The sequence below is a fragment of the Trichococcus sp. ES5 genome, from assembly GCF_900067165.1.
GTDB lineage: Bacteria > Bacillota > Bacilli > Lactobacillales > Aerococcaceae > Trichococcus > Trichococcus flocculiformis.
On sequence record NZ_FJND01000001.1, the window covers coordinates 78,246 to 99,129 of the forward strand.

The 20,884-nt window shown below is 46.8% G+C and carries 17 protein-coding genes; 6 read left to right on the top strand and 11 right to left on the bottom strand.

The annotated features are described in order from the left end of the window. Nucleotides 1–15: 15 nt before the first annotated feature. The 9 genes from TES5_RS00335 to TES5_RS00375 all read right to left on the bottom strand — a co-directional run bounded on the left by TES5_RS00335 (nucleotide 16) and on the right by TES5_RS00375 (nucleotide 9,183). Entirely contained in the window at nucleotides 16–813 is a 798-nt protein-coding gene (locus tag TES5_RS00335; protein WP_068558578.1) for an ABC transporter permease, read from the bottom strand. A gap of 3 nt (nucleotides 814–816) precedes the next feature. Continuing rightward, nucleotides 817–1,662 (bottom strand): ABC transporter permease, encoded by an 846-nt coding sequence (locus TES5_RS00340; RefSeq protein WP_083546392.1) that lies wholly within the window; start codon nucleotides 1,660–1,662, stop codon nucleotides 817–819. Then, on the bottom strand, nucleotides 1,649–2,506 hold the full coding sequence (locus TES5_RS00345) for an alkaline phosphatase family protein (protein WP_068558581.1): 858 nt from the start codon (nucleotides 2,504–2,506) through the stop codon (nucleotides 1,649–1,651). The genes TES5_RS00340 and TES5_RS00345 overlap by 14 nt, the downstream gene beginning before the upstream one ends. A 6-nt stretch (nucleotides 2,507–2,512) precedes the next feature. Further along, on the bottom strand, nucleotides 2,513–3,625 hold the full coding sequence (locus TES5_RS00350) for an ABC transporter substrate-binding protein (protein ID WP_068558588.1): 1,113 nt from the start codon (nucleotides 3,623–3,625) through the stop codon (nucleotides 2,513–2,515). 340 nt (nucleotides 3,626–3,965) lie between these two features. Continuing rightward, nucleotides 3,966–4,931 (bottom strand): class 1b ribonucleoside-diphosphate reductase subunit beta, encoded by a 966-nt coding sequence (nrdF, locus tag TES5_RS00355; RefSeq protein WP_068558591.1) that lies wholly within the window; start codon nucleotides 4,929–4,931, stop codon nucleotides 3,966–3,968. A 68-nt stretch (nucleotides 4,932–4,999) separates the two neighbouring features. Then, nucleotides 5,000–7,177 (bottom strand): class 1b ribonucleoside-diphosphate reductase subunit alpha, encoded by a 2,178-nt coding sequence (nrdE, locus tag TES5_RS00360; RefSeq protein ID WP_068558593.1) that lies wholly within the window; start codon nucleotides 7,175–7,177, stop codon nucleotides 5,000–5,002. Next, nucleotides 7,170–7,535 carry a class Ib ribonucleoside-diphosphate reductase assembly flavoprotein NrdI gene (gene nrdI, locus TES5_RS00365; protein ID WP_068558596.1) on the bottom strand — a complete coding sequence of 122 codons (366 nt, stop codon included), beginning with the start codon at nucleotides 7,533–7,535 and terminating at the stop codon, nucleotides 7,170–7,172. Before nrdI ends, nrdE begins: the two co-directional genes overlap by 8 nt. 241 nt (nucleotides 7,536–7,776) lie before the next feature. Beyond that, entirely contained in the window at nucleotides 7,777–8,487 is a 711-nt protein-coding gene (locus TES5_RS00370; protein ID WP_068558599.1) for an alpha/beta fold hydrolase, read from the bottom strand. A gap of 21 nt (nucleotides 8,488–8,508) precedes the next feature. Beyond that, the gene (locus tag TES5_RS00375; RefSeq protein WP_068558601.1) at nucleotides 8,509–9,183 is read right to left on the bottom strand and encodes a uracil-DNA glycosylase; all 675 of its coding nucleotides are present in this window, start codon (nucleotides 9,181–9,183) and stop codon (nucleotides 8,509–8,511) included. Nucleotides 9,184–9,380: 197 nt separating this feature from the next. Here TES5_RS00375 and TES5_RS00380 point away from each other — a divergent pair, with 197 nt between their 5' ends. From TES5_RS00380 to TES5_RS00390, 4 genes are all read left to right on the top strand, one after another. Further along, nucleotides 9,381–10,250: a Cof-type HAD-IIB family hydrolase gene (locus TES5_RS00380; protein ID WP_068558602.1), complete on the top strand. Its 870-nt coding sequence runs from the start codon at nucleotides 9,381–9,383 to the stop codon at nucleotides 10,248–10,250. A 78-nt stretch (nucleotides 10,251–10,328) separates the two neighbouring features. Continuing rightward, entirely contained in the window at nucleotides 10,329–10,481 is a 153-nt protein-coding gene (locus TES5_RS14860) for a YvrJ family protein (RefSeq protein ID WP_072763691.1), read from the top strand. A gap of 314 nt (nucleotides 10,482–10,795) precedes the next feature. Further along, nucleotides 10,796–12,949, top strand: coding sequence for an amino acid ABC transporter substrate-binding protein/permease (locus TES5_RS00385; RefSeq protein WP_068558605.1), 2,154 nt, complete (start codon nucleotides 10,796–10,798; stop codon nucleotides 12,947–12,949). Further along, entirely contained in the window at nucleotides 12,942–13,676 is a 735-nt protein-coding gene (locus tag TES5_RS00390; protein WP_068558607.1) for an amino acid ABC transporter ATP-binding protein, read from the top strand. The genes TES5_RS00385 and TES5_RS00390 overlap by 8 nt, the downstream gene beginning before the upstream one ends. A gap of 336 nt (nucleotides 13,677–14,012) precedes the next feature. Here the strand turns inward: TES5_RS00390 and TES5_RS00395 are convergent, their stop codons facing one another. Next, nucleotides 14,013–15,176, bottom strand: a complete 1,164-nt coding sequence (locus TES5_RS00395; protein WP_068558609.1) for a 3D domain-containing protein — start codon at nucleotides 15,174–15,176, stop codon at nucleotides 14,013–14,015. Between the two features lie 282 nt (nucleotides 15,177–15,458). Here TES5_RS00395 and TES5_RS00400 point away from each other — a divergent pair, with 282 nt between their 5' ends. Together TES5_RS00400 and TES5_RS00405 are read left to right on the top strand one after the other, a co-directional pair. Next, nucleotides 15,459–16,997, top strand: a complete 1,539-nt coding sequence (locus TES5_RS00400) for a Ppx/GppA family phosphatase (RefSeq protein WP_068558634.1) — start codon at nucleotides 15,459–15,461, stop codon at nucleotides 16,995–16,997. Between the two features lie 51 nt (nucleotides 16,998–17,048). Further along, nucleotides 17,049–19,190, top strand: a complete 2,142-nt coding sequence (locus tag TES5_RS00405) for an RNA degradosome polyphosphate kinase (RefSeq protein ID WP_232309249.1) — start codon at nucleotides 17,049–17,051, stop codon at nucleotides 19,188–19,190. A 53-nt stretch (nucleotides 19,191–19,243) separates the two neighbouring features. Here TES5_RS00405 and brnQ read toward each other — a convergent pair whose 3' ends face one another. After that, nucleotides 19,244–20,599, bottom strand: a complete 1,356-nt coding sequence (gene brnQ, locus TES5_RS00410) for a branched-chain amino acid transport system II carrier protein (protein WP_068558636.1) — start codon at nucleotides 20,597–20,599, stop codon at nucleotides 19,244–19,246. Between the last annotated feature and the right edge of the window lie 285 nt (nucleotides 20,600–20,884).

A 20,884-nucleotide genomic window follows, 5' to 3' on the forward strand; every position in this document is an offset into this window, starting at 1 on the left:
ACTCGCTATTTGCGTTTATTTTGCTTTTTTGATCTCTTTCGATCCCAGATAACCCGACAAGTTCGTCAAAATCAGCATGATGCAGAAGATGACCACGGAAATTGCGCTAGCCGCATGCCCCGACACACTTCTGGTTTTATCAAGGAAAATGCTGGTCGTTTCATAATAACTGCCTGCAATGATATTCACCAAGACGAAATCGCTGAACAGAATGCCTATCGAGAGCAGAATCGTCGCAACCAAACCTTTCAATACGCTGGGTACGATGATCCGGAAAAAGGCATAGAGCTTACTGGCACCCAACGTTTCAGCAGCCTCCAAAATCGGCATGACCTCCAGTGTGGTCAAAGCGTTTTTGATGCCTTGGTACATGTATGGCAAAATGACGATTCCGTAGGCACAACTCAACAAAAAAATGCGGTTCGACAAAAAAGTGCTGGAAGAGGCGTACAGCGAAATGATCGAGACCGCAAGTATGACGCCTTGAATGCCGTAGGGGATTTTTGACAACAGGTCCAAATATTTATCTCCTTTCGGATAATGGATCTGCACGACATACATCGCCAACAAAAGGAGCAGCAACAGCACAAGCGTCGGTATGATCGCAATCAGTAAAGACCTGCCTATAGCGCCCGCCATCCCGCCTGAACCAGCAAAAATACCGCTATAGAATTCAAACGTGAACCCTTCTGGGATAATATTGCTCAAATCCCTGAACAAAGAATTCAGCAGCGTCACAAACAGAGGCAGAAGCAAAATCGCGGAAAGGATAACGATGATGAATGAAGAAAAGGCATTGCTTCGTTTCTTCATTTTTTACACACCCTTTCTGAATTTCTTTAACAGGCTGTTGCTTAAAACCGTCATCGTGCTCATCAATACGAGCATCACGATCGACAAGGCACTTCCCAACTCCACCTGTTGGACGACATCACCTGTGAACATGGATGAAATCCGGATCGGCAATAAGGCATAATTGTTCCCGAGCAGAGCATACGGTGTCGCATAGGCTGCCAGCGCATTGGAGAAGAGGACGGAAAAGGTTCCGAAAATGCTGGGGAGCACCAACGGGAGGCCGATTTTTGTCCAGAATTGCCATGCCGTCGCATTCATCAGGCTCGCCGCTTCCTTGTATTCGGTTTTGATGCCGTCAAACGAAGGATACAGCAACAAGGTCGCCAAAGGAATCTGGAAATAAATGAAGGTGATGAGGATCCCTGAGGTTGTGTACAGGTCGTAGTTGTTCAATACAGCCAAGTTCCATTGGTCAGCCAACGTTGTCAGGATGCCTGAATTCCCCAACAACAGGATGAAGGCAAACGCCAATACGATTCCCTGGAAGTTTGAAGTCATGTTCAAAGTGGTGATGTAGAACTTTTTCATCCTGTCGCCCGCTGTATGGATGGCATAGGCACCCAGGAGCGCCAACGCGATCCCGATGAATGCGGAAAGCAAGGAAACGAACAGGCTGTTCTTGATCGACAGCAAGTAGTATTCGCTCGTAAACAAGGTCGTGAAATTGGCGAACGTAACGCTGCCTGTTGCCGGATTCCTGAAGCTGTTGATGAAGATGTTGGCTAACGGCATCAATTCGAACAGGAGGATGAGCAGCGCGAACGGCAGCAGCAATATGAGATACTTGCGTTTTTCATTCTGCAGCATCGCCAGACCCTCTTTTCATAAAGATTCCCTGAACCGCCTGCATGCGATCTCCGGCCGGAATGCCCAGCAAATTGCATAAAAATGGCGCAATCTCGAGCTGCGGGACGACTGCCTCTTCTTTGCGGAAGTCTTTGACGATTACCTTGTCCGAAAACAAATAGAGCGGAACCAACCGATCTTCGTCAGAAATACCGTTATGTGTATGGTAGTCATTCATGCCATGATCGGAAGTGACCACGATCTGATAGCCTTCGCTCATCCATCTCCAGATGTACTGAGAAAGTTCAGCATCAACGCGGACGGCCGCCTGTACATATTCCTTGCTGTCGGCGCCGAATTTATGGCCGGCATCATCGATGTTCATCGAATGGATCAGCGTATAATCCGTCGCTTTCTTCCGGATCAAGTAATCGCCATCCGCAATCAGATGACTGTCCGGGTAATGATCTTCATGATAAAAAATGCCATGCTCGATGAGAGCATTCGTATCCAGTTGAATGCGATCCTCCATCATTTGAAAGGGTGCCCGGTTATACAGCTCGCTTACCCAGAAGTAAGCGGCCGCCCCCGTCTTGAGTCCGTTGTCCTTGGCGATTTCAAAAACACTCTGTTCTTTGGAACGACGGACTGTGCGATTCGAGGTGATGCCGTTTTCGGCAGCCGGCACACCAGTCTGCAGAACTTCATACAAGGGTCTTGATTGTGCGGGCATTTCTGATTTGATGGTGTAAGCCGCCATGATTCCTTTTTCGACCAGATGTTCCAAGAAGCCCATATGGTTATGGGCTGTCTTGGCATTCAATCCGTCCAACACTACAAAAATTACTTTATCCACTCTATTCAACCTCGATTATTTTACTTTTGTCAGTACTTCTTCTTGCCATCTTTGGCCCAGGCCGGCTGCAGCCTCTTCCCATGCATCAAAGTCAGAGACCGGTTGCGCCTTCACGTATTGCTCTTCCGGAAGCAAGATATCCTGCACCTCTTGCGGCAATTCAACATTATCGCGGATAGGACGCGCATAGCCTTTAGCCAAGTTGATCTGGCCTTCATCAGAAAGGATATATTCACGGGCTAACGCTGCCGCATGCGGATTAGGCGCCGTCGCGTTGATGACTGTTGCATATCCGCTTTGGATCGTTCCATCCAGCGGAATAGTCACTTCAAAACTTGCATTCGGGTTCGTTTCTGCAACTTGATTCGCATAATTCAGTGCGTTAAAGTCCCAGAACAAGCCAACTTCGATTTCGCCTGATTCCAAACGGGCCAACGAAGTATCGCCCAAGTCCAATCTGCCTTGTTCAGCCAGCTGTGCGAAGAAGGCAATGCCCGGATCCAAGTTGGTTTCGTCCCCGCCATTTGCGATGGCTGCAGCCAATACCGCATTTTGTGCTTGGGTAGCGGCATTTACGTCACCAATCGTGACTTTATAATCGCCTGCCAGGATATCGGCAAAACTGGTCGGTGCATCCGTTACTTTTTCAGAATTGGTGATCAAAGCCAATGTCCCGTAATAACCGACGATCCAATCGCCATCATCGTCTTTCGCCCACTCCGGTATATCATCCCAATACGATGTTTTGTAAGCTAGAGTCAACCCATCCGCTTCTGCAACAGGCCCGAATGATTGGCCGACATCGCCGATATCTTTCGTTGGATTGTTCTGTTCTGCTTTGAATAAAGCCAATTCTTCAGCTGAACTCATGTCTGTGTCTGCATGCGTCAAGCTATAAGTCGTTTCGAGTTCTTCCCAAGTCTCTCCCCAGTTCGCCCATGTATCCGGCATCCCTACTGATTCCACATGGCCCTCTTCTTTGGCTTGCGTTTCAATTTCACTCAAAGACAATGCGTTCAGATCGACTTCCGCCTCAGCAGTTGTCGCTGCTCCCGTTCCACATGCGCTCAAAACAAGCATGCTGCTCAATGCCAAACCGGCAAACAATCTTTTGTTGGACAATCTCATTTTATTCTCTCCTTATTTATGAATGAATTTTTCATTCTTTTTCGTTACGTATTTGACTACAAATAAATACTAACAGTCGGATGTAAAGAACAGTTGGATTCGTTGTTAACCTTTTGTAAACGGCAATGAAACCATGCGGTTGCAGCATTCCTTTCGAAAAAATTGGATAGCACTAGCTTCTGTTCATTCAGACGCAATGACGAGCTAAAACATGAATAATAGAAAGTTATCCATGGTTCCGGAACCTGCCTCAGCAAGCAACACTAAAATTGTCGAGGCACATATGCAAAAAAAGCAAGGAGAGCGGCGAATCGATCCGCTGCTCTCCTTGCTTTTCAGTTTAGTCTATCCATTTGACGTAATCTTCGTCTTCCATCGCCTCGACGGCACCCAACAGGTAGCCATTCCCGACTTGCGAGAAGAAGTCGTGGTTGCTGGTGCCGGTCGAGATACCGTTCATGACGATCGGATTCACATCGTCGGCCGTGTCCGGGAACAACGGATCGAAGCCCAGGTTCTGCAGGGCTTTGTTTGCATTGTAGCGAATGAAAACTTTGACGCGCTCCGTCCAGCCCAACTCGTCGTAGATGTATTGCGTGTATTTCACTTCATTATTGTAGAGTTCATACGTCAGCATATAGACCCAGTTCTTGACTTCTTCCTGCTCCGTTTCGGACAGTTGGTTGTAAGCGATCTGGAATTTATAGCCGATATACGTGCCGTGGACCGATTCGTCGCGCAAGATCAGTTTGATGATCTCCGCGACGTTCGGCAATTTGTTGTTGCCGAGGTACCAAAGCGGTGCATAAAATCCGGAATAGAACAAGAAAGATTCCAACAGCACGCTGGCAGCTTTCTTTTCCAACTGATTGCCGGATTTGTAGATATCGTTGATCAGACTGGCTTTGCGTTGGATAAATTCGTTGCTGTTGGTCCAGTTGAAGATGTCCTCGATTTCAGCCTTCGTATTCAAGGTGCTGAAGATCGAGGAATAACTTTTCGCGTGTACCGATTCCATGAATTGGATATTGTTCAATACCGCTTCCTCGTGTTGCGTGCGCATATCTTCCTTCATAGCGGCGATGCCGTCCTGCGATTGCAGCGTGTCCAAAAGCGTCAATCCTCCAAACACTTTCCCCAACATATCCTGCTCCGCTTTGCTGAGCGTGCGCCAGTCGTCCAAATCATTGGACAACGGGATCCGCGTATCCAGCCAAAATTGTTCCGTCAGTTTTTCCCATGTCAACTTGTCCAGCATATCTTCGATGCTGTTCCAGTTGATTGCTATATAAGGCTTGTTTGCCATCCTTCATTCCTCCGTTAGACTTTTGCGATTATTGCATGACGGGTGATCAAATACAGTGCGTTGTATCATCAGATGGTGCATGATTCACAAGCGTTCGCTCCGATTTCGTCATTGTTTTCCGTAAAAGTACGCACATAGTAAATCGATTTTGCGCCTTTTTTCCAGGCATAATTGCGCAGGATGTTCAGGTCGCGAGTCGTCATTTTGTTTGTGCGCCCTTCTTTCCATTCATACATACCTTCCGGCAATTCTGAGCGCATGAACAACGTCAGGCTCATGCCTTGGTCGATGTGCTTTTGAGCAGCGACATAAATATCGATGACACGGCGCATATCGATATCGTAGGCCGAACGATAATACGGCATTGTTTCGTTGGAAAGCTGCGGAGCCGGATAATAAGTCTTACCGGTTTTCTTCTCTTGACGTTCTTCAATCAGACGCGTGATCGGGTGCAGACTTGCACTCGTTTCATTTACATAGCTGATTGATCCGGTCGGCGCGATCGCCAAACGGTTTTGGTGATACAAGCCGGATTCATGGATTGCTTGTTTCAACTGCAACCAGTCTTCTTTCGTCGGAACCTTAATCCCTTCAAAGATTTGTTTGACTTTTTCGGATTGGAAAACGACATCAGTATCAGTATAGGCATCAAAATATTCGCCCGTATAATATTTGGACTTCTCGAAATTGACGAATGATTGTCCGCGTTCCTTAGCAATCTTGTTGCTGGCTGCCAAAGTGTAATAGTTCAAAAGCATAAAGTAGATATCCGTGAATTCGATGGATTCCGGCGAACCGTAATGCATCTGATTCGTTGCGAACATCGTATGCAAGCCCATGCCGCCCAAACCGATCGTGTGCGCTAGGTCGTTCCCGTTCTTGACTGTCGGGACCGCATCGATGCTCGAGTGGTCGGTTACATAAGTCAGGGCACGGACCATCGTTTCGACCGATTTTCCGAAATCAGGCGATTGCATCAGGTTAGGGATGTTCGTCGAACCCAAGTTACAGCTGATATCGGTTCCAAGCACTTCATACTCCTGCATGTCATTCAGCAAGGAAGGTTGTTGCACCTGCAGAATCTCGGAGCACAGATTGCTCATGACGATCGTTCCGTCCACTGGATTGCTGCGGTTGGCCGTATCGATGTTGATGATGTACGGATAGCCGGATTCCTGCTGCAGTTTGCTGATCTCATTCTCAAGGTCGCGGGCACGGATCTTCGATTTTGAAATTTCCGGATTGTTGACCAGATTTTCGTATTCCGCGGTGATATCGACATAGGAGAACGGTTTGCCGTAGATCCGCTCCACATCATACGGGCTGAACAGATACATCTGATCGTCCTTCGCCGCCAATTCGTAGAATTTGTCCGGAATGACCAAGCCCAGCGAAAGTGTCTTCACGCGGATTTTTTCATCCGCATTCTCTTTTTTAGTGGAAAGAAAGGCCACGATATCCGGGTGGAATACGCTCAGGTACACCGCACCGGCTCCATTGCGCTGACCCAACTGGTTGGAGTAGCTGAAGCTGTCCTCGAGAAGTTTCATGATCGGCACGACGCCGCTCGATGCGTTCTCGATTTTTTTGATCGGATCCCCAGCTGCCCGGACGTTCGACAGGTTGACCCCGACGCCTCCGCCGATGCGGGATAACTGCAGCGCGCTGTTGATCGTGCGGCCGATGCTGTTCATGTCATCCGTCGTTTGGATCAGGAAGCACGACACCAATTCTCCGCGGCGTTTTCTGCCTGCATTCAAAAAGGTAGGCGTCGCTGGTTGGTAGCGTTGATGGATCATCTCTTCCGCCAGATCGACAGCCAATTGCTGATCCCCGTTAGCCAAAAAGAGTGCATTGAAGACGATCCGGTCTTCATAACGCTCCAAATAACGTTTGCCGTCGTTCGTCTTCAGCGCGTACTGGGTATAGAACTTGTAGGCCGCCATGAAAGACTTGAAACGGAATTTTTTGTTGTACGTATCCTGCATCAACTTTTTGATGAAATCAAGCGGGTATTTCTCCAGGAATTCTTTTTCGATGTAATCGTGCTCGATCAAATAATTCAGTTTTTCATCCAACGTATAGAAGAATACCGTGTTCGGATTCACATGCTCCAGGAAATAAGCTCGTACGGCTTCCTTATCCTTATGCAAAGGGATGGCATTATCAATCGGACGATTGATTTCATTGTTCAATTTATAATAGGTTACATCATCTGTTTTGGTTACTAATTTTGGACTATCCAAGTTCCGTCACCTTCTCTTTCAAAATCTGAATATCTTTCTCATTGCCTTGAAACTCAAACAAGTGCAGCAGCGGGACGCCATAATCGTGTGCCAAATCTTTCGCGGTAAAGCCGAAAAGCTTGCCGAAATTCAGGTTTCCACCACCTGCCACACCCTTGAAGTAAGCACGGTTTTGATCCGTCTCAATGAAATCGGTCAAAATATCCGTCACTTCTTTATCATAGGTCGGGGTAACGATGATGAATGGCTCCTCCATTTTTTGGAACGGATTACCGGCTGTTAATTCCATCGTTTCAAAGCCCAGTTTATTCACGAACTTCCTTGTTTGGCCGGTCAACGACATAAATACTACTTTCATTTTGCATCACCCTTTTCCAAACGTTCTTCATCCATTATACGTTTGTAAGAAGCGAATTACAACAAAAAGACACAACATGTAGTGTGCGCACACGGAAATCACACAACATATCGTGCCTTTGTTTGTATTTTCACTATAATTGGCCAAAACTGGCACCGCACTGAATGGTTGCCACCGGCGACATTTCAGAGTTTCATTCTAACATAATTCTCCGGGTGCACCTCGTGATACGCTCCAAAATTCACAAATTTGAATAGAATTTTTTCGCGAGCTGTTCCAGCACTTTCGGATCATCCACGAAAAAGCTATGACTGCCTCCAGGCACGATGTATTTCTGTGACCCGGGAATCAAGCGGTGCATCGCCTCTGTTTGGTCGTCGCGGATCAGATCGTATTCACCCGCCAGCAGCAAGGTTGGTGCTTGAATACGGCTCAGGTCTGCGGCAGAAAGATCCAATTCCTCCAGCATCAGCTTATGGACGCACAGTAGCTGCGTTTTTTCCGGGTCGGAATCCGGCAAAGCCAACAGTTCCTCGTAGCGTCCTAAGGTTTCTTCATAGCAATCATCGGTCAGGCCATCCGCTTCATAATTAGCACCCATAGCAATCAAAGAAGCGATCCGTTCTGGATGATGGGCCGCTAAATATAAACCCAAATTGCCGCCATCACTGAACCCGAGCACATGGATCCGTTGAATCCCTTCCTTGTCGAGCAACGCCAGGATATCCTGTGCAATCTGCTTGAAGGTCAAGCGCTTCACGCCAAGCTCTGATCGGCCATGACCGCGTGTATCGAGTGCATAGACTGTGAAGTATTTCGTAAAAAAAGGAAACTGCTGAGCGAAGATGTCTGAGCTCTCTCCGTTGCCATGCAACAGCAGCAAGGCATCACCGGAACCCCCTTCCTGATAGAAGAGTTTTGCTTTTCCGTTCTTCATTGTCTTTCCTCTCATAGGCGACATTCCTTTCTTTTTTTATTCCGGCAAGCGCCAGTCGATCGGCTCCACGCCGAAAGATTTTAGTGCTTCGTTCGTTTTTGAAAAAGGCTTCGATCCGAAGAAACCTCTATAGGATGATAACGGACTTGGATGCGGCGATGTGATCACGACATGCTTGGTTGTGTCGATGAACACTTTTTTTGCTATCGATGCATTTCCCCAAAGAATGAAGACGACTGGTTCTTGCCGCTCGTTCAACGCTCGGATGACAGCGTCGGTCAATAATTCCCATCCTTTTCCGCGATGGGAGTTGGCTTCTCCGTCGCGCACCGTAAGGACTGTGTTCAGCAAGAAAACTCCTTGCTCCGCCCAGGCTGTCAAATTGCCATGTCTCGCTGGTTCTATTCCCAGATCATCCTGTAGTTCCTTGTAGATATTGACCAAGGAAGGCGGTAACTTGATACCTCTTTGGACCGAAAAACTCAATCCATGCGCTTGATTGGGGCCGTGATAAGGATCTTGCCCGAGTATGACCACTTTCACCTTGTTGTAAGGCGTCAATTCGAAGGCTTCCCAGATATGCTGCATTCCGGGATAGACCGTCTCGTTCAGATACTCCTCCTTCAGGAAGGCGCGCAACTGTTGGTAATACGGCGCTTGGAACTCCTTTTCCAGCTTTTCTTGCCACTCGTTATGGATAATTGCTTTCATGTTTTCACACCACTATCTGTCATATTTTTCGATTCCGATTGCAACTATCTTACCATATTAGGCGGACCTTTTTCAGTCATTCCGCCTACTGGCATATTGTTTATGCAGTTCTTGAAACTAATTTTTAACCAAAAGTGAAAAGCGTGGTAGAATATAAGTGTGAATATACTGCAATTACCGAACAGGAGGATGAATATATGATTGAACTGATCGTCTCGGATATGGACGGCACCTTATTGAACGATAAGATGGAGGTCTCCGCATCGAACGTGAGCGCCATCAACGAAGCAAATAGATTAGGCATCAAATTTATGGTCGCTACCGGCAGAGGATATGCTGAAGCTGTTCCGGCCCTCAAGGAAGTTGGCATCGACTGCCCTATGATCACGCTTAACGGCGGGCAAGTTTTTGATGAAGATGGACAGTTGGTCGAAAATTTGGGAATCGATAAAACAACCACACGCCGTATTTTGGAAGATGTTAAAAAATATGGTCTTTACTGCGAAATCATGACATCAAAAGGGATCTTTTCGGATGACAAAGTGCGCCGGATTGAGTCAATGACTTCCTTGCTGCACGAGACAAACCCTGACACAACATTCAAAATGGCGCTTGTCTTGGCGGTCGCCCGTTTGGAAGTGATGCACGTCAACTATGTCGACGACTTCAAAGACGTTCTGGATGACAATACCCAACAAGTATTGAAAATCCTTGTATTCAGCGATTCCGGACAAAGCGAATTGGAGCCGATCCGGACAAAGTTGGCAGAGGACAGCCGGTTGGTTGTGACCTCCTCCTTCCGAAACAACATCGAAATCAACCATGTGGAAGCACAAAAAGGGATTGCTTTGGAAAAGTTCGCCAAAAAAAGAGGGATTCCCTTGGAGAATGTCATGGCAATCGGAGACAACTTCAATGATGTCTCAATGCTGAAAGTAGCCGGTGCCAGCTTCGCAGTGGCCAATGCTGAAGATGGCGTCAAGGTATTTGCAAAGCACCTCACTTCCAAAAACTCAGAAAACGGCGTTGCCGAAGCCATCATGCGCTGCATCAACGAAAATCTGTGATACCGAAAACGGAACACTGACAGTTACACTTCCCTCCTCACCTTCGTCTTTATGGATGTAGGAAAGGAGGGAACAGGAATGGATGCGAACGTGGATGTGTTGGCATATATGGAACTGATCAGCAACACCGGGTTTCCGATCGTAATCGCGATGTACCTATTGCACCGGATGGAAAAAAAGCTCGATGCACTTGTCGGCGCGATTGAAGAACTGAGTCGGGCTTTCAAATGATCACAACAATGCCTCAAAAAGTATAGAAAGAGCCCTGACATGACAGCTTTTATGCCATCATGCCAGAGCTTCTTGCTGCGTTTTTTACGAACGTTCCCAAATAAGCCGAACCGTTTGACACTCCTATGTCAGCGTTTTTATGTCATCTGGTTTTCATGTCACATTTCCTAACATGTTCACGTCGCTATAAGATTGTGCTTTCTGTGAATTTAAAATATAATCTCGATGTGGTATTATATGAATATTCAAGCAGAGGCTTCATCGTAATCTCATGGTTATTCGGAAGAAATGCTGTTTTATAAGGAGGAAAAAATATGTTAAGCAAGAAACTGCGACTCAAGTTGCCGATGCTCTTCATGGCTTTGGGCTTTTTTATTTTTGGATCAGCCCAGCATCAAGTAGTGGAGGCAACAGAAACACAAAAGTTTGTCATCGCGACAGACACCACATTTGCACCATTTGAATTCCAGGATGCGAACGGCGATTTTGTCGGCATCGATATGGAACTCATCCAAGCGATTGCGGAAGATCAAGGGTTTGAAGTGGAGATTCGTCCACTGGGCTTCAATGCAGCGCTGCAGGCCTTGGAGACTAAGCAAGTTGACGGCGTCATCGCCGGCATGAGCATCACGGACGAACGGAAACAAACCTTCGACTTTTCGGAGCCGTACTTTGAAAGTGGCGTGGTCATGGCAGTTGCCGATGACAGCGACATCTCAAGCTACGAAGATCTGAAAGGACAGAACGTAGCCGTCAAAACCGGAACGGAAGGCGCAACCTTCGCCGAATCCATCAAGGATGAATATGGCTTCACGACCACTGTTTTCGAAGATTCCGCCAATATGTACCAGGACGTCCTGTCCGGCAATTCCGTTGCGGCATTCGAGGACTACCCGGTAATGGCCTACGCCATTGAGGACCAAGGTTTGGCTCTGAAATTGGCTACTGAAAAAGAAGCCGGCAGTTCATACGGTTTTGCAGTAGCTAAGGATTCAAATCCTGAATTGTTGGCAATGTTCAACGCGGGCTTGGCTAATCTGAAAGAGAATGGCACTTATCAAACCATCCAAGAAAAATACCTCGGTGCTTCCGTTGATACGAGCCTGGATGTCCCGGCACAGAACGGAAAAACATACATCATCGCAACCGACACAACTTTCGCCCCATTCGAATTCCAGGACGCTAACGGTAACTATGTCGGTATCGACATGGATCTGATCCGTGCAATCGCGAAAGATCAAGGTTTCGGAATCGAAATCCGGCCATTGGGATTCAATGCGGCTCTTCAAGCGTTGGAAGCTAAACAAGTGGATGCTGTCATCGCCGGCATGAGCATCACCGATGAACGCAAACAGACCTTTGATTTCTCGGAACCGTACTTCGAAAGTGGTGTGGTTATGGCTGTTGCCGCCGATAGCGATATCGACAGCTATGAAGACTTGGAAGGCCTGACCGTGGCCGTCAAAACCGGAACGGAAGGCGCAACCTTCGCCGAATCGATCAAAGATGAATATGGCTTCACATTATCGACCTTCGATGATTCAGCAAACATGTACCAAGACGTCATCGCCGGCAATTCCGTTGCGGCGTTCGAAGATTATCCGGTTATGGCCTATGCCATCGAAGGTCAAGGCATCGCCTTGAAATTGGCTACTGAAAAAGAAGCAGGCGGTTCTTATGGGATCGCAGTTGCGAAAGATACGAATGCCGAACTGTTGAACATGATCAACACAGGCTTAGCGAACTTACAGTCCAACGGAACCTATGAAGAAATTCTCAACGACTATCTCGGCTCCGACACAGAAGCAAGCAACACTTCCTTCTTCGGACTGATCCAGGAAAACTGGAAAACATTATTGCAAGGATTGGGCAGAACGATCCTGATCACTTTTGCATCCATCGTGATCGCATTGGCATTGGGTATCTTCATCGGCTTGTTCAGCGTCTCCCCTAACAAAGCACTGAACTGGATCGCAACCATCTACGTCGACATCATGCGCGGTGTGCCGTTGATCGTCTTGGCATTCTTCGTCTACTTCTCGGTTCCACAATTGATGGGGATCCGGATGAGTTCGACGGTTGCAGGGATCATCACCTTGAGCTTGAATGCGGCAGCTTATCTAGCAGAGATCTTCCGTGGCGGTATCAAAGCGGTTGATGTCGGGCAGATGGAAGCAGGACGCAGTTTAGGTCTGACTTATCAAACGACAATGAACAAAATCATTTTGCCGCAAGCAATCCGCATCATGATTCCTTCATTCATCAATCAATTCGTCATTACTTTGAAAGACACTTCCATTTTATCTATCATCGGCCTTGTCGAGTTGACACAGACCGGTAAAATCATCATCGCCAGAACTTACGCTTCCGGTAACATGTGGTTGATCATCGGCTTGATGTACATCATCGTCATCACGATCCTTACGAAGATTTCGAAAAACCTTGAAGGGAGATTAAAGAATGGCTAACGCAAAAATAAATGTCTCGAACCTGAAGAAAAGCTTCGGCAGCAATGAGGTTTTGAAAGGGATCAATCTTGAAGTCGCTGAAGGAGAAGTTGTCTGCATCATCGGCCCATCCGGTTCAGGAAAAAGCACCCTGTTGCGCTGTCTGAACAAACTTGAAGAAGTCACTGACGGACACGTGCTGATCGACGGACAGGACATCACCGAAAAAACGACGGACATCAATAAAGTCCGCGAAGAAATCGGGATGGTTTTCCAACACTTCAACCTTTTTCCGCACCTTTCGGTCATGGACAATATCACACTGGCTCCGGTTGAACTGAAACGGGAAAATAAGGAAACCGCAAAAGCAAGAGCACTCGAATTGCTGGAAACAGTCGGTCTATCCGAAAAAGCTGACGCTTTCCCTAGTTCCTTATCCGGCGGTCAAAAGCAAAGGGTTGCCATCGCACGTGCGTTGGCAATGAATCCGGAAATCATGCTTTTCGATGAACCAACATCCGCGCTTGATCCCGAAATGGTCGGCGACGTTCTTGAAGTCATGAAAAAACTGGCAAAACAAGGAATGACCATGGTTGTTGTTACGCATGAAATGGGCTTTGCAAGAGAAGTCGGACATCGCGTCATCTTTATGGATGGCGGATATATCGTTGAAGAAGGCACGCCTACCGAAGTATTCGGTAACCCTCAAAACCCACGTACGCAGGATTTCCTTAACAAAGTATTGTAATCACGTCAAACAAAGGTTGCCACCTAAGAAAGTGGCAACCTTTGTTTTTTTTGAAATGCGGAAAATGAGAAGCGGTTGTCTGTGGGAGTCTGCCCCCGAACAGCCCGCAGCTCCGGGGAGCTTTGGCTTTGCCGGAGCTGACAGGATAACGGTGACGCTACCTCCGGCGAAGACAGTCTCACCGGAGGAGCGCTTGCTAACCTCCCCTCACCTTCGGCCGAGCATCGCTTTATCGGATTTCGGGAAATTATTGACAGGCTGGTGACGCGCTGCCCACTCAAAAACAAAAAGAATCGGACCCTTTCGCATAATTGAAAAGGATCCGATTCTTTATTTTTATTGCAGGATGGTGATCGTCAACGTCTGTCTGCCGAAGGCAAGCGCAGCGTTCAAGTCTTCCATGTGCAAGTCGATTTTGTTGCCGACGATCGCTCCACCGGTGTCTCCGGCGATCGCAATGCCATAGCCCGGCACGCTGACGATACTTCCCAATGGAATCACGGAAGGATCCACCGCGATGACCATCGGATTGATCGAAAGGTCGATGCCTGTGGCGGTAAAGTTGGATAATCCAGCTTCGTGGCGCGAGTAGGCTGTTGCTGAAACAGTCACTGTTTTGCCTTGGGAAGCAGATGGCTCTGTCACAGTCGGCGCGGTTACGACCGGCGCTGTTTCAACAGCGGCAACCGAACTGTCGGTAATTTGGCTTTCGGGTTCTTGTGTGGCAACTGTTCCCTCTTGCAGGGAAGGCGCTGTAGATTCAGCAACCGTAACGTGTTCCTCCGCCGCGTTCGCTGCAGCTTGGGCCGCTTCGGCATCGGCTTTGGCTTGAGCAGCTTCGGCAGCCAAACGGTCTGCTTCAGTTGCATACTCAGTTTGCACTTGCGACAGCACTATTTGGTTTTCGGACAGGATGTCCTTCAATGTGCTTAATTCTTCCGCCAGCGCAGAGGATTCAGATTTCAGACGGCCTTCAGCAACCTTGACTGTTTCGATTTCATCAGCCAACTGTTCTTCCAATGCCATCAGTTTCTCTTCTTCCGAAATGGCAGATTCGATCTGTTCATTATCGGCAGCCTGCAATTGACCGACGACATAGGCTCTGCTGATGAAATCGGCAAAATTTTCGGAATCCAGCAACATCAAAATCTGATTCGTCATTGCATCAGAAGTCTGCAAAGCAACGAGCCGTGTTTTCAGTTGTTCTTTGCGTGAAGTGATTACTTCTTTTTGAGCTTCGATTGCAGTTTTTGTCTCGCTTTGACTTTCTTCTGCAGCAACAATCTGCGCCTCCAGGTCATCAATCTCCATTTGCTTCAGGTTGATCGAGGCCAGTGTTTCGCCGATTGTAACTTCTACTGAAGCGATTCGAGCTTCTGTCTGTTTTTCTTCTTGAGTTAAAGTATCTAAGGTGGAACCTTGAACAGGTGTAATGGAAAGGGTCAGACTTGCTGCCAAGCCGGCCAACATCAATTTCCCCATACGCTTTTTGTGATTCAAAATCTCACGCCTCTCTTTTGAAAATGCTCCTTCATTATATCGAAATTCTCTTATGGGAGGGTTGCATTCATTTTACTGTTTCGTATCAAATGATTCACCTGGTGCTCTCATTGCCTTATTAGGAACCTTTTCGTAATCCATTCGTAACATAAGATTCTTTCCCGTAACATTTCTCCCCTGTTTCACTAGCTCACTAAGAGAAAACTATGACAAAAACGATAAATTCCAGTAAAATGGAAAGTGAGGAATCTTGGAAGACCCGGGATTCAGAAGGAGACGCTCATGCTACTAGAGAGAATAGGTTTGATCGATATTGGATCCAATACCATCCGTTTGGTAATCTTTGAAATCGATGAACACTTTACAATGTTTCAAGTCCAGAACATCAAGACCCCTGCACGTCTTTTTCAGTATTTGGACAAGAAGAAAAAGATGTCCCAAGCAGGTATCGATGTACTCATCAAAGTTCTGAAAAGTTTCAAATCTGTTGCTGATCAGTATCAAGTCAGCGTTTTAATGCCGGTAGCGACGGCTGCTATCCGTCAGTCCACCAACCGCGACGATATCATCAAACAAGTACGCAAAGCTACCAAAATCGAAATGATGCTGTTGCCGGAAGAGAAGGAAGCTTTTTATGGGAATTATGCTGTTCTGCATACGACCCAATTCCTAAACGGCGTCACGATCGACATCGGTGGTGGCAGTACGGAAGTCACCTACTATGAAAATAAAGAACTTCAGCAATACCACAGTTTTCCTTTTGGAGTCGTGACCTTAAAACAGATGTTCTTTGACGGCAAAGAGCACAATGACCCAAAGGCGATCAAGAAGATGCAGGAATTTGTGAAGGACCAGTTCAAATCGATCAAGTGGCTGAGCAAGAAGCAAGTGCCCATCGTTGCAATGGGCGGTTCTGCCCGAAGCATCGCGAATGTCCACCAACGTAAAATCGATTATCGGTTAGCGGGCGTGCATGGTTACCGTATGTACAAAAATGATCTCCAAATGACCTTGGATTTGTTCCAGTCATTGAGCATCCCGCAGTTGCAGAATCTGGATGGGCTTAGCCGGGACCGGACCGATCTGATCATACCGGCTAATGTGGTATTCAATACCCTCTTCGATGAAGTGAAAGCCCCCGTGTTTTTGTTCAGCAATAAAGGGTTGCGTGAAGGTATCGTGATGGAATTCCTGAACGATAAATATGAGAATAAAGCCTTCAGGGTTTACAACATCGCTGCCCAATCGGTCAGCAGGCTTGCCGCCAGCTACCACACGTTGGCGCATGTTGCGCAGCAAAGGGTGAAGCTGGTCGATATGCTGTATGAAGAGTTGTGTCGACTGGGTATCTTTGACAAAAATCCGGAAATGGAGAAACTCTTGCATTTCGGAAGTTACCTTTATTACCTTGGCCAATTCGTCGAAACCGGCGCCAGTTCGCAGCATACCTTCTACATCATCTCCAATAGCGACCTTGATGGCATCAGCCATAAGGAACGGGTAAGCATCGCTTTATTGGCCAGCTTCAAAAACCGTTCACTCTTCAACCAATACTTAACCGGATTTACGGACTGGTACACAGTGACCCTAATCGATCAGCTGCAGTCATTCGGAGGCATCATCAAATTCGCTGACGCCCTTAACGATTCTCATATGGAAGTTATCCGGGACATCAAAATCATTAAGATAAAAAATGGGTACGATCTGGTACTTTCTTATAAAGGTGACATCCTTGCGGAAGAATATCGCGCAGAACGTCAACGCAAACATATCGAGCGTCTGCTGAGCGGTAAACTTAACATTATTTTTACAGAATGTTAACGAAATTATGCTATAAATAAACCTTATAAATCGAATGAATGGATGTGTCGTATGATGGAATCAGATAGTAAACCCAATCTTGCTCATGCGGATTATTATTTCAATCGAGAACTGAGTTGGTTGGACTTCAACAAACGCGTCATTGAGGAGGCGCAAGATCCTCAGAATCCTTTGCTTGAACAGCTGAACTTTTTATCCATAGCAAGTTCCAATCTTGACGAGTTCTATATGGTTCGGGTAGCCGGTTTGCAGGATCAGTTCAAACTCGGCTACCATATCACGGACAGCAAAACCGATAGGACCCCCGTTGAACAGTTGTCTGCCATCTCCAAGAAAAATAGCGAAAATATCGCGCTGCAATACAAGTCCTATTATGAACTTTTGAACCAATTGGCCGAAAAAAATATTCGCATCAAAAAAATCAGCGCTCTTTCAAAAAGTGAATTTTCAATCATTGAAGAAACTTTCCATGAACAAATTTTTCCCGCGTTGACACCATTAGGGATCGATGCTTACCGTCCTTTCCCGAACTTGAACAATAAACTGATCCATATTTTCGTTAACTTGCAAAAGGAGGACACGACCCGCGTTGCGATCGTGCCGGTTCCTGCCCCGCTACAACGGTTCATTTTGTTGGACGAGAACAAAAATGACATCGGCATCGTTCTACTCGAAGACGTCGTGCGCCATTTCATCCACACCTTATTCAAAGGCTTCACTGTCACGAATAGTTTCAGTTGTCGCATCACCCGCAATGCGGATTTGGAATTGCATGAAGATGGTGCGGATGATTTGCTGGTGGTCATCCAGGATTACCTGAAGAAGCGCAAAAATGGTATGGCTGTCCGCCTTGAAATTGACACGCGCGATACGATTGAGTCCCTACACGGAGACGTGCGCTTTTTGCAGACCGAACTGGATCTCGAGGATCGTGATGTTTGTATGATCGATGGACCATTGGATCTTACTTTCCTCAGTAAATTGACCCGCTATCTGGCGATTGCTTCTCCAGAAGACGTATACCCTAGCTTTTCTCCGGTAACGCCAAGCGATCTGTCCGGAAAAAATATTTTTGACGTGGTCGAAAAGAAGGATGTTTTTTTGCATCATCCCTATGACTCCTTCGATCCGGTCGTCGATTTCATCAAGAGTGCCGCTGAGGATGAAGACACAATCGCCATCAAGCAGACTCTTTACCGGGTCAGCAAAGATTCACCGATCATCGAAGGGTTGAAGGCTGCATCAGAATCGGGCAAACAAGTCACTGTACTGGTCGAGCTGAAAGCCCGTTTCGACGAAGAGAACAATGTGCAATGGGCGAAGGAATTGGAAGAAGCCGGTGCGCATGTGCTCTATGGCATGACCCACTTGAAGACTCACAGCAAAATCACGATGGTGGTCAAAAAGCAAAACAACAGCATCGTCCGTTATGTCCATCTGGCTACCGGCAATTACAATGATAAGACTGCCAGACTTTATACGGACATGGCCATCTTCACGGCTAACAAGGAAATCGGCGAGGATGCGACAAACTTCTTCAACTATTTGAGCGGCTATTCCGATCAGCCTGAGTACAATCACTTGCATGTGTCACCTTTCGAAATCCGTGATTCATTCATTGAATATATCGACGACGAAATCGCGGCGCATAAACAATCCGGGAATGGGCATATCATCGCAAAAATGAATTCCTTGACGGACAAACGCGTCATCATGAAACTATACGAAGCCAGTCAAGCAGGCATACGGGTGGATTTGATCATCCGCGGCATCTGCTGCCTGAAGCCTCAAGTTCCTGGCGTCAGTGATAATATCCATGTCCGCAGCATTGTAGGCCGTTTCTTGGAGCATAGCCGGATCTACTATTTCCATCATAACGGCGATGAGAATCTTTTCCTTTCTTCCGCAGACATGATGACCCGTAACATGATCAAACGGATCGAAATAGAATTTCCGATTCTGGACAAAGCCATCAAGAAAGAGATCCTTTCGTTGATGGACGTCTATCTTGCCGACAACACGAAAGCACGCGAACTGCATCCGGACGGCACTTACCGCCATGTCCGAAATGATAGGCCTGCGGTGGATGCACAAAAGTATTTCATGGAACTGGCGAATAAGGAAAAAGAGATTCCCATTCTTGCCGAAAAGGATTCCTGGTTCAAAAAAATCCAACGAAGACTCAAAAAATAACGAAAAATGCGGAAAAGAACGAGGCTGTCTCAATCTGAGACAGCCCCGTTCTTTCATTTTAAGTTAATTGATTGTTTATTTTTTGAAATCGTCAAGCCAATCGCAAAACCGAGCAGCGACGGAATCAGCCAACCCATTCCGATGTCGGATAACGGGATCGCTGCATCTGTCCAAGAGATGAAACCATCCAGGCCGACAGCATCCTTGATTCCTTGCGGCAAAGCTTTCAGAAAATCAACAATTGCGAATGGCAAGGTGAACAAGGTCGTCATTTGGTAGACAATCGTCCGGTCATTGAACAGGCTGCTTGTGATCGACAGGAAGATCAAGGTAATTGCCAAGGGGTACAGGAACATCAATACCGGAATCGAGAAGGCGATAATCTGACTCAAACCCAGATTCGCCAAACCAAAGGAAATAGCAGTGAAAAGATAGACGTATTGTTTATAGTCTAACGAATTCGGAAACATGTGCACAAACGTTTCACTGATGGCAGTTATCAGCCCGATTGCCGTTTTCAGACAGGCAACGGTGATGATGACAGCAAACAGAACCGCTCCGAAGATGCCGAAGTACTCGTTCGAGATTTGTGCCAAGGCGATGCCGCCGTTGTCGCTGATTTCAAATATGCCGCGACTCGTTGCACCCAAATAAACCAAGGAACCATAAATGACAGCCATCAACAACATGCTGATCGCTCCGGATTTTATCGTGTCCTTCGCGATGGTTGTTGTTTTGGTGACGCCCAAACCTTGGATCGTCGTGACGACGATGATACCGAAAGCCAGGGAGGCCAGTGCGTCCATTGTGTTGTACCCTTCCAAAAAGCCTTTGAAGAATGCACCAGTCTGGTAGCTTGCGTCTACTGGTATTTCACTCGCTGCGCCCATCGGAGCGAAAAATCCGAAGAGAATCAAAACCGAAAGAAACACCAGAAAAATCGGATTCAGAACCTTACCTACCCATTTCAATATTTCCGAGGGCTTCAGGGAGAACCATAAGACAGCTATGAAGAAAAGCAACGAGAACAGAAACAGCGCCATTTTTGTCATTGAGGGTTCCAAGTACGGAGCAAAAGCTGCCTCGAAGGAGACGGTAGCGGTACGCGGCGTCGCAAAGAACGGGCCAATCGTAAGGTAGAGTGCTGCGGTAAAAAAAACACCGTATTTAGGATTGATTTTGCTCGCCATCTCCAGCAGGCTTTCTTTACCGGACAGCCCCATCGCCACGATGCCCAAAAACGGCAACCCCACTGCAGTCATGATAAACCCTAATATTGCCGGCAATAAATTTTGCCCAGCCAATTGTCCCATATGAACCGGAAAAATCAGGTTGCCAGCACCAAAAAATAAGCCGAAGAGCATGGAGCCAATGTATATATATTCTTTATTCGATAATTTCTTATCCATTCATTTTCAGCCAACTTTCTTTTTCAATTTTTTTAATTCTATCATGGCGTTTCTCCTGTTACTAGAATGGGGAGCGTTAATCAAATAAAACTTATCATTTTCTCATTTGCGCGGCTTTTCCTTACTCCACGTCCGCACCTAAAAATGATGGCAACATTACGACAAAACCGAACAAACGATTGCCATAAAAGAAACGGTCCTACTCGTTTTTTGTAAACACTGTGTTAAAATCCTTTTATTTTTTCTGGAATATGCTAGAATTAATTGACTATAAACAAGAATTGA

Bases quoted from the DNA above. Each gene is read 5' to 3' on its own strand.
- TES5_RS00350 (WP_068558588.1), bottom strand. From the start codon at position 3,625: ATGAGATTGTCCAACAAAAGATTGTTTGCCGGTTTGGCATTGAGCAGC.
- TES5_RS00335 (WP_068558578.1), bottom strand. From the start codon at position 813: ATGAAGAAACGAAGCAATGCCTTTTCTTCATTCATCATCGTTATCCTT.
- brnQ (WP_068558636.1), bottom strand. From the start codon at position 20,599: ATGGATAAGAAATTATCGAATAAAGAATATATATACATTGGCTCCATG.
- TES5_RS14860 (WP_072763691.1), top strand. From the start codon at position 10,329: ATGGATGCGAACGTGGATGTGTTGGCATATATGGAACTGATCAGCAAC.
- TES5_RS00340 (WP_083546392.1), bottom strand. From the start codon at position 1,662: ATGCTGCAGAATGAAAAACGCAAGTATCTCATATTGCTGCTGCCGTTC.
- nrdI (WP_068558596.1), bottom strand. From the start codon at position 7,535: ATGAAAGTAGTATTTATGTCGTTGACCGGCCAAACAAGGAAGTTCGTG.
- TES5_RS00405 (WP_232309249.1), top strand. From the start codon at position 17,049: ATGATGGAATCAGATAGTAAACCCAATCTTGCTCATGCGGATTATTAT.
- TES5_RS00400 (WP_068558634.1), top strand. From the start codon at position 15,459: ATGCTACTAGAGAGAATAGGTTTGATCGATATTGGATCCAATACCATC.
- TES5_RS00375 (WP_068558601.1), bottom strand. From the start codon at position 9,183: ATGAAAGCAATTATCCATAACGAGTGGCAAGAAAAGCTGGAAAAGGAG.
- TES5_RS00385 (WP_068558605.1), top strand. From the start codon at position 10,796: ATGTTAAGCAAGAAACTGCGACTCAAGTTGCCGATGCTCTTCATGGCT.
- TES5_RS00370 (WP_068558599.1), bottom strand. From the start codon at position 8,487: ATGAGAGGAAAGACAATGAAGAACGGAAAAGCAAAACTCTTCTATCAG.
- nrdF (WP_068558591.1), bottom strand. From the start codon at position 4,931: ATGGCAAACAAGCCTTATATAGCAATCAACTGGAACAGCATCGAAGAT.
- TES5_RS00390 (WP_068558607.1), top strand. From the start codon at position 12,942: ATGGCTAACGCAAAAATAAATGTCTCGAACCTGAAGAAAAGCTTCGGC.
- TES5_RS00380 (WP_068558602.1), top strand. From the start codon at position 9,381: ATGATTGAACTGATCGTCTCGGATATGGACGGCACCTTATTGAACGAT.